Below are 11,001 nucleotides of genomic sequence, written 5' to 3'. Positions count from 1 at the left end.
ATATTTCTTTTTATACCAATAGTAATGTTCTATCACAAATAAAAGAATCCTGGCAATTGTAAAAAGCGGTAATATAAATAAGGGCAACATAAAAGTGTCTCATTATGCACATCCGTCTTGCAATAAATGCAATTCCGATCAATAAAATAGGTGGTCACAACCCAAATATAATATTTTTCCATTAAAACAATTGTTTATGCCATTTTTTAAAATTATTTTGAGCAATAACAAATTCTTTATTTTGCTCAATTTTTATCATTAACCCCCACTAATATATTGATTATCTATAAAAATAAATCAATTATAAGGCTAAAAACTTCTTGATTTTTTAGTTTTTGAATTTGCTTGCACTACTAAAATAACTTACAAACTTATTAATATTTTGAATTATTCTTATTATTTTTAAAAAAACATAAATCAATTTTTTTATATTTTCCAACCTAAATCGTAATGCGTCAATAAATTACTATTTTTATTCTGTCTACGGAAATAATCGTATGTTGTTGCTCCACCTACAAAGGCGGCTACAAGGTATTCATTTCCTTTAACTTCTTGATGAGTTCTTGCATTATCTAATAAAGCAGCAACGGAAAAAATTCCATCTTTACTTGGATTTTCCTTAAATTTTGCAAAGCCAAATCCTGCAATGGTATCTACAGTTGCATATAAATCCTCTATGCTCGTAAGTTTTTTATCTTTTTTAGCTAAACTAATTGCCTGATCAATTAAATTATGGTAATTGTCTAGCGGAAATTGATTTCATTTATGATTTTTAACATAACTGTCATTATATAAATTTGGTTTTCATTGCGTAGCGGCGCTGAATATATCTTTAGTGTCCTGCTGATTAAAATATCCAGTTTGATCGTTGCTAATTTGCACTCACATATGTGCAAATTGCGCTAGTGTTCTATCCGAACTATTTGATTCTGTATATGTATAATTATTTTGATACTTTGTTTCGCCGTTATTTTTAAATCCTTTAATAAAATCCTTTTCTTTAAATTTATTAATTAAATTAATATATTTAGGATTTAAAGATTTTTTTGCTTTACTAATAAGAATTTCGCCTATGAACTCAAGTGAATTGAGCACACTGTAAAGACGCTTTGATTCATAGTATCTGCTAAAAATAAATTCACGTTCAATTTGTTCTTCTTGTTGTACGTTAGAAGCTCTTTCAATCTTTTGTTTAAATTCCTTTATATATTGTTCTTCAGGAGCATTAAGAATTTGCTTCTTATTTTTTTCTGGATCAGAATTGCTTGTTTTTAACTGTTTTAATCTAGTTTCAACCCTTTGTACAATTAATTCTTTTCTAACATTTGATATAATATTTTCTAATTTAGTTAAGGAATCAGCATCATCTAACATACCGTTATATTTTGATTTTGAATCATTACTTTTTAGTTTACTAATCATTGTTTTTAAATCGCTTAGTTTTCTTTGATATGATCTTAGCTCAGGAATAATAACATTTTCAATTGTATTTTTATCAGGAGCTAATTGAACTCTTTGGTTAAAGATATTTAATACTGATTTAGGTATTCCGCTTTTATCAATTATTAAATAATCAATATATCCATGATATAAAGGAATTGTATAATCGTTAAATTTCTTTAACTCCGCTGCACTATTAAATGTTCTTGCATCATTAACTAACTCTTCATATCGTTTAATTCCATTAAGAACATTTTTGCTTAGTAAGCTCTTGTTGTCTCTTATATATTTTTCAAGATTCTCAGAACTACTTCAAAATCTCGTCAACTCTCTTTTGTACTCTAGAAGATCATTTCTAATTTCTTCTAGCTGTGCTGCATCGCCTGCAGATGCAATCTTTTTAATATAAGCTTTTTCTACTAATAAATCGGTTTTAAATGAATCTTTTAGCAATCTAACCACTTCATTTGCCTTTTCTACAAATTGATTTAATTTATCAATATCATTTTCTTTTGTTATACCCAACTTATCCTTATAAGATTCGCGAAGCTTAGACAATTCTTCATTAACTTGTTGACTATGAACTAGTTCATTACCGCTTCCAACATCAGATGATTGTAAATCCGTAATTCTATTAATCTTTTCTAAAACCTGGTCAAATTTATTTATTTTAGCAAGTAATAATCTTAATTTTTCTGATGTATCAGATTTTGAAAATTCTTCATTTCAAACGGATGTTTTGGTTGCTACATCAATATTTTGAATTTTAGTCTTAATATTATTAACCAATTCATTGAGATTATTTAGTTTGGTTTCCAATGCTTGCACTTCTTGATGATTATTAATTTTAGTACTTATTTTTGTAAAACTATTAACCAAAATATTCTTTAAGTTATTCTTTGAATTCAAGGAGTTTGCTTGATTATGGTTATCATTAGGTAAAGCTAATTTATCAATGAAATTATTGTAATTCGCCTTAACTGCTTCAATATAAATTAAAGCAACTTGTTGCATCCTATTTTCGTCTGGAAAGCCATTTATAGCATCGATTCTTGCTATAAACACTTTTTTAGAATCACCTAAATGTTTGAAAGTGTTGATATGATTTTTAGCTAATACTTTCATTGTTAGCAATAATTGTTTTTCTAATTCACTAACCGTATGGTCAGAAGATTTAGGGTGGGTTCTATTAAATCTTGCTGCAAGATTCGTTTTATTTTGTGCTTCAAAATATTTTTCTAACACTTGCTTATAATAAGCAACTTTTTGACTTCAATCATCTGGAAAAGCAGTCTTTACTTGGAGTATAGTTGTTGCTTTATTTAATTCAGTTTTGATTGCTTGTTTTGCAAATGCATTATTTTCACTATATTGTAGTAAATCAACTTGCGGAGCCTTTTTGCTAATCTCATCATTAAGTTTGCTTAATTCAATTGCTTTATTTATAAATTGATCAATTGTATTTAAATTATCAACACCTACACTTAATACATTAATTGAATGTTGCGCCTCACTACTATTCTTATTTGGATAAGGAATATTATTAATAATTAATTTTAATTTACTCTTAAATTCAGATTTAATTTCATTTATCAAAGAGTTAGCTTCATCACCATCTTGGATAGCGTCAAGTTTTTTATTATATTGATCAAACCTTGTAGCATCTTTGTTATTAAGATTTTTATAGGCTTCAACCAACTTCCTAGATTCATCATACTTAATTTTAAAATCATTAATTTGAACTATTATGTTTTGCATTGTTTGGATATCTAAAGCATTTGAAATTGTTTTATTAAATGTTGTTTTGTTACTATCCTTAGCAAATAAAGAAAGAATGTCTTTGGCAGTTTTCACTTTTTCATTAAATTGCTTAGCCTCATTTGTTAACCTAGTTATTTCACTATGATAATTTAAATAATTTATTCCTTCTTGTCTAAGTAAGATTATATATTTATTTTGTTGATTGATATTTAGAAAAATCAATTGCTTTACTTGTGCAATTGCTTTTGCTCTTGCAATTTCAACTTCAATTTCATTTGCCAGTTGCGACGAAGTATCTGCTTCTTGCAATTTATCTAATCTCGTTTCAAAATCTCTAAGCTTAATTTCTTCTTTCTCATTTAGTGACTTATATTCGTTAAGTTTTAAAGTAGCATTGCTAAATTGATTTCTAAATTGTTCTATCTTATTCAACACATTTTGAATATTGCTTGCATTATTTGCATTTTCAATTTCCATCATTAATTTAGCTCTATTCCCAACCTTTCCAATTTGGGCTAGTTTATTTCTTGATTCAAGTACTTTTTGATTAAATATTTTAGCATCATTAACTTGGAGCTCAATTTGTTGCTTCGTAGTTGCTTTAAGAATTTCATCCCTATAATACTTATGAGCAGCCTGAGTTAGATTATCTTTGGCAATCAATAAATAATCAATAACACCATGATATAAAGGAACCACCTGTTCAATTATGCTCTGCAACTCATTTGGATTAGTTTGAGTTCTTATATGTTTAATGAATTCATCAAATGTTTTGAATTTTGTGCCATTAATTATTCTTTCATTATCGGGCTTGGCAGCGTTTTCTAAAAGTTTGTCTCTATGATCAAAAATATAAAAACCGATATAAGGGGATGTCTTTTTTCAAAATACATCCATTTTATTTTTAACTTCAGATGCATTATTCATTATAGTCTCAATTGAACCTACGCCAATAGCCTCTTTGATTTGCTTTAAAAATACTGACATCATTAATGTATCTCTTTTTACAAATAACATTTTTAACCTAGTATATGCGGCCTTTACTTCACTAACAATAGATTTTAACTGCATTATTTCAGATTGATTATTAGCGCTAAAGGTGTAGTTTAATAATTTTTCTCTTAAACCTACTATGTTTTGATTTACATCTAAAACATCTTCCGCCTTGCTACCGTAACTAATGTCAAATTCATTTTTTTCGAGATCAATAATGGATAAAATATCTCTTTGTAGTTCAACATACCACTTGATCTTATTTTTAAGTTCCTTTAGTTTTTCTAAGTTATCTGCTCTTGAAAACAAATCATTGTAGAACATTTTTTTGGTAATATCTGTTATCAAATTTATCAGGCTATTTAAGTCATCAACCTGCTCTTTATATTTCCTTAATTTATCATGCAAAATTGTGACTTCTTCATTGACCAAAATAACTTGATTTATCTTAAACGAATCAACTAATTGAGTTTTAATTGTTGCTTTTGATTGGGCGGAATTACTATCTTGTGGATAAGCAAGATTTTGAATAAATTCAATCGCATCATCAGCAATAGCTTTATTAATAATTTGATGCGGTTTTTCAAAAATATCTTGATCTATAGCAAAAATTATACCATCAACTAAGATATCATTAATTTGCTTATGCAATTGTTGTTTTTTGCCTTCATCGACCACTAATAAACTATCAATTTTAATCTTTGCTTGTTTTTTAAATTCAGTTATTAATAGTTGACAAAATTCTTGCAAACTCAAACCTTCGCTATCACTTGCGTTCTTTTGAGGATATGTATGACTTAATTTATTGGTTACAAAATAAGAATTAATACCAAAGTACTTCTCAGCCAATTTCTTGAGTGTTTTAATATGCTGAGGTCAACTTTTAGGAAGGGTTTGTTCTAATTCGGCAACTGAGGTTGCAGAATCAAAACCTTCCAAAATTTTAACTAGTGCATGCGAATTGCTTTCGCTATATTCAATGGTTTTTGCTAATTCTATCAATTCTTTGAGCTTAGTATCAAATGTTTGTATCTCTTGCTTCTTTATTGTAACTTCACTATTGTTATTTAAAGCTTGAACTTCATCCTTAATTTTTTTAATTGACTTAGCAACAAAATCATTATTTTTCTTAGGATAAGAAACCCGATCAATTAACTTAAATGTTTCTTCTTTTTTATTTTGCAACTTTGCAGATTCAACTACTAAATTAATGCCAATATCATTAGTTTTTTTATCTATTTCGCTTTTATAGTCTTCTTTTTGTTTGGTAGATAAATCAACTAAATTATCAATTACATCAGCTGCTTTGGCTCTAAGTAATTCTAATCTAATGTTCTCAAGATTTTTTATGTCAGTAACACTATTAATTAACTTATTTATTTTATCCTTCCGAAAGGCATCTACAATCAATGAAACCTCATTATTTATTGTGGTTATTTCATTTTTTAATAAATCTAAAATATCGTTAATAGGATACAAGCCCTCTTCGCTCTGAACAGAATCAATTTTTGCATTAAATAAATTTCTTGAATTCTGTGAAGTCGCATCATTAATAGGATACGGTATTTTTTGAATCTTTTGCTTGGAATTTTGTTTTTGAGCTTCAAATATTTTTGCATTAATATCAGTTAACTCTTGTTGTAAATCCAAACTATTTCCAGATATTTTTTGGGTTATTTCTTGCTTTTTAGTTTCTTTAACTAGATTATCCAAATCGGTTAATCCATCAATTAATTTATAGGCGGTTTCACGTTTTGCATTATATATATTTAGTTTTAAAACTTCTTCTTCTTGCTCATTGGTTAGAGAACTCAATTCATCAAGTAATTTTGCCTGATTTTCAACTGAAATAGGATACTTAATGCCTTCAATTAATTCCTTATATTTTTCTATCTTGCTTTTTAAATCGTTATTAGCTAATTTATTTATTTGGTCTTTATTAATTGACTCATCTAATTTATCATTTAATTTCTTCTTAGCCAAACTAGGTTCTATTGGATAAGAAAGAGAATTTATTCTATTTTTAGCGTTATTAATAGCTACTTCTAGTTCGCTAAGTTCCTTTTGTTTTAAGTAATAACTATTTTCATTTGTTATATTGTTTAATTGTGATTTTAAAATAATTTTAGCTTTGGCGTTACTTAAAGGATAAGGTAATTTGTCAATCTTAGCAATAAGATCAATTTTGTAGGCTTCATTCAAAACCGCAACCATTTCATTGTATGATTTGTTATCTAATTTTTTGATTAATTCAGAAGATTTTGTTGTCTTGTCAAGATTAGATAAAGCTTTGATTTTTTGTATTATTTCTTGTTTATCTTCTTGTAATGCTTGATTAATTTTTTTGTTAAATATTTCAAATTTATTTGATTCATCAGCCTTATTGAATTCTATATTTAAATTATCTAAATGCTTAGGGTTTATTTTTTCCAAAATTCCTTTAGAATTAAAAATATTTTTCTCAATTTCTTCCAGTTCTCGTGCTCATTTATTACTTAATAAATTTGTATCATTAGACATAGTACTAAAATCAACTTCAATCTTCTTAATAATTGAAGTAATTGCTTCAGATTGTTTCGATTTAACTGATGGGTATTCTAATCCTTTAGCTTTTTCAATTAAATTTTGTTTCCGAGATTGACGATATTGAGACTCATTTTCATTTTTTGCTGCATTAATGTTTTTCAACAAAAGATCAAAGTTATTTTTATCAACAGATCTATTTAATTCCTCCTTTAAAGCTTGTTTTCTTTGCGCTATATTATTTTTTAATGGGCTTTTATCTAAACTATCAATTGCTTCCTTTGCCTTTTTAATTTTTTCTGGAATTGATTTAATTAGATTTTCTAGTACTTCAATTTCATTACTATTTTTAGCTAAATCAATCTTCGAATTCAATATGATAGTTGCAGGGGCTGGCTGAGGAGTATCCTTATAATAATCAAGTTCTAAAATTTGTTTTTTTAATTTATATTTAGCAATCTCGACTTCAACTTTTTCAAGATCACTTTTATTAATTATTGTGGTAATTAACTTTTTGAGTTCAAATTTAACATTATTTACATCAATAACATCTTGCAAACTTAAAGAATCGATTAAGTCTCTAGCCTTATGAAGTTCGGCAACAAAATCTTTAGTTTGCTCCTTAATTTGATTATAAGAATTATCATCAATAACTATTTGATCAATAACATTATCGAATTGAGCTTTTGTTTTATTAAAATTATTTTTAATCGATACATCTGAATTACTATCATTAACATAGTCGCTCATTGAAATTAGTTTCTTAATTTCCTCTTTTTTATCTTTTAACCTTGCCTCATTGACTATCTTTTTTATATTTTCATAGTCGTCATTAGCCTCTATTCTAGCATTAAATGCACTAACTAATTCTTGGCTTAAATTGGTTAACTTAGTTATTTCTATCTTCGCCTCGACCACATCGCTAGCATGTGCATTAGCAATCTTTTTAATTAATTCATTAAATTCTTGATCGGTGTAAGAATCTCTTAATTTGCTCCAAAGTTCTAATTGATTCTTTTTTGATATTTTATTAATAGCTTGTTTACTTGATTCAATGTTAATTGTTATATTAATGATTTTGTTATCTATTTCAGTAATTTTTTCAGAAATTCCAACACCATTCGAATCAGTATAATAACTTTTAATCTTGGAAATAGCTGGGGCATCATTGCTTCCAATGTTAAAAACGCCATCGCTTTTTGGATATGGGAGAGATTCCACCTTATTATCAAGTGCTAATTTATTTGATTGGTTATCAAGTGCATTTTGAACCAAAGTATTTAAATTATCAAATTCTTCATTTGTATTTGCTTCATCAAATTTTTCTTTTATTTCATTAGAAATTACTAACAAATTAGATAGTTTTGTATTAACAATAGCAATATTTCTTTTTATTTTTTCGATTATAGATTGGTAATTGATTACTTGTTGCAAATCTTGTAAGGCTTCAATTTGAGAAATTATTTCAAGAACTGCTGGGGCTTTATCCTTATGTGGATATTCAAATTTCTTGACCTCGTTAATTAATTTATTTTTTTGATTTTGCAACTTAGCGTTTATTACTACTTTTTGAATTTCATCATATGTTTTAAAAGTACTATCATTTATTTTTTCTTTAAACTCTTTAGATTGATCAGATGTCAATAAATTAAGTTTTTCTATTTCGGCAATTGCCTCATTTTTATCCTCATTTTTAGCATCTTGAATTATTCTTTTAAGTTCATCAAATTCATTATTATTTGGAGGTAAAAAATTAGAGTTATCAAGTTTATTGTTTAAACGTGTCTGTTTTTGCGGATTTACTTTTTTAATATCATCCTTATAGCGATTTATTTTATCAGCTAAACTATTAATTATTGAAGCTATATTTTTAATTTTTTCTAATTTTTGATTTTGACCTAATGTAGAATCATTTTCAATATTATTTATCTCATTAATCATTTCTTTTATTGCAGGAGCATCTTTACCAGAAGGATAAGGAAGCCTATTAATCTCAGATTTAATAATTTCAATCTCGTCCCCTGCTTCCAAAGCAATAATAAGCTCTGAGTCAACAATAATTTTCTTTATTTCATCCAATGCGATATCTAAGGCTTTATTAATTTTCTTAACTAAATCATTTTGTTTTTCGCGTTGGCCAACATCTTTAATTTTATTGTTAATCAAATATGCTTTGATTTTTTCTAGTATAACATTTAGCTGATAAATATTCGTGGCTTCATTTATTTCATCATTTATCGAATCGCTTAATTGCATACTAAAACTTAATGAGCCAAGTTCATTTATTAGATGCTTTTTCATATCATTAAATAATTTCAATGCTTCAATTTCGATATTTTTATACTCATCCTGCGTAGTATTTTCAGCATTAATTTTCTCTTTAAAAACATGATATTGTGAAGAATTATATGATTTTGAAACACTCATTAATGCTTCATTCTTTGCCTTTTCTAATATAGATTGGGCCTCGGTTATAATGTTACGTAGGTCATTTTCAGTGCTTGATTTATTAGCAATTATGGATTCAAAATTAGACTTTTTGTCACTTTGTGCAAGACGCATAACTATTTCTGAAGCAACTTTTCTCAAATCTTCTGTATTTGCTAATAATGCATCAATATCTTTTTCTATCTTTTTGATTTCATTCTCTGTTTCTGCTTTAATTAATTCACTATTAAATTTATCCCTTGTTGTTGAATTTTCTATTTTATCGGCCTTATGTTGAACATGATCCTTGAAATCCTTAATATAAGTATTTATTTGATTAATAACATCAAAAATTTGTGAAGGATTATGAATTTCGGTATTTAATTTTTGTTCTATAGCAGTCTTGAAATTTGAAATATTTAGTCTTTTAATCAAATCCTTAGCTTCTGCTTGCAAAATCGAAAGAGCTATTGTATCGTTTACTTCAACCATAACTTCATCTAAATTTTTATTATCTAAATTGTTTACCTTATTAACTAATTCTTCGATCATAGGAGATAAAATTGAACTATCATTAATTTTCTGTATCAAGGAGCTATTAATTATTTTGATAAAATCAGCTTTATTTTCAAACTCTAAAGCCTGAAAGAATTTATCTTTAATATCCGTTATTTGTTTAAGATCAAAATTATCACTTTTTAACAAGGCGCCATACATTTTTTTTATATATTGATCGGATACTCTTGATAACAAAAATTGAGCTTCATTTTTATTAATTTTCTTTGCCCTATCAAATGTATTAAACACTTTTTCAAAAAATATTTCATTTTCTACGGTCTTAATTAAGGCTTCAATTTCATTTTGATTTATTGCCTTATTTTGCTTGTTATAAAAATAGTTTTTCGTTCTTGCAACAATCAATTTTGATACAAGGTCCAAAAGTTTTTTCCTTTTATCATTCAATATTTTTTCAATCTTGTTATTGATATCGTTAAGCTGTTCAATTGTTGTTGAATCCTTTGCTTTTTTAACCAAATTATTTCTTTCTAATCCGTAAGATAGCGCTGAAAGAGTATCCAGTGTGGCTATTTTTTGTTTAATAAGTTCGATGTAATTTAATGATTTTGTATCCTTGATTTTATTAATTAAGTCTGCCTTTTCTTCACTACTAAAATTAGAATTTTTCGTTATTTCTTCAATTAAATCCTCCTTAATTTTTTCAAACGTTCCCCGCTCACCACGTTTAGCAAGATATAACAAAATATTAGATTTTAGTCTAGCTAAATCTTCATTATTTGCTACTTTATCTAGTTCTATATAAAATTCTTTAGCTTTATTTTTATCGATTAGAACAACCTTTTTAATTAACAAAATAATTTCATTTTCATATTTTATAAAGTCCACAACTTCTTTCTTTGTGTAGATTTTTTGTTCTAATGAATTAATTTCATCTGCTTTATTTTTTTCAATATTTTTAAGAGATTTTGAAACTATGTTATCAGCAAGATTTTTTATTTCTTCTATATCCTTTTTGTTTTCTGCTATTACCTTATTAATCAGTAAAGCAATCTTTTCTTGATTTTGTTTTGTATACTTATTGAAATAAGCATTTTTTAGAAATGCTTGCACTTCAATTTTAAGAGAGCTATCATTATATAAAGAATCGGATTGTTTTTTTAATATATCCTTTAAGTAAAAATAGTTTTGTTTTAAATCCAATTGATTTTTTAAATGCGAATCCAAAAGAATATATGTTCACGTCCCAGCAGTCATTAATGTTGCCGATCCAGCCATTGTATATAATACATTACGTCTTTTTTTATTCAAATTTTTAGCCATATATCACCTCTATAATAT

1 protein-coding gene is annotated in these 11,001 nt (G+C 26.7%); it reads right to left on the bottom strand.

The features are described from left to right. Positions 1-426: 426 nt before the first annotated feature. The gene (locus tag ACWXVJ_RS00310) at positions 427-10,983 is read right to left on the bottom strand and encodes a hypothetical protein (RefSeq protein WP_455965978.1); all 10,557 of its coding nucleotides are present in this window, start codon (positions 10,981-10,983) and stop codon (positions 427-429) included. Positions 10,984-11,001: the final 18 nt, after the last annotated feature.

It is taken from the genome of Mycoplasma sp. 773 (genome assembly GCF_053851515.1).
Note: the sequence above shows the minus strand (reverse complement) of the source record. Positions and strands in the feature narration are given on the sequence as shown.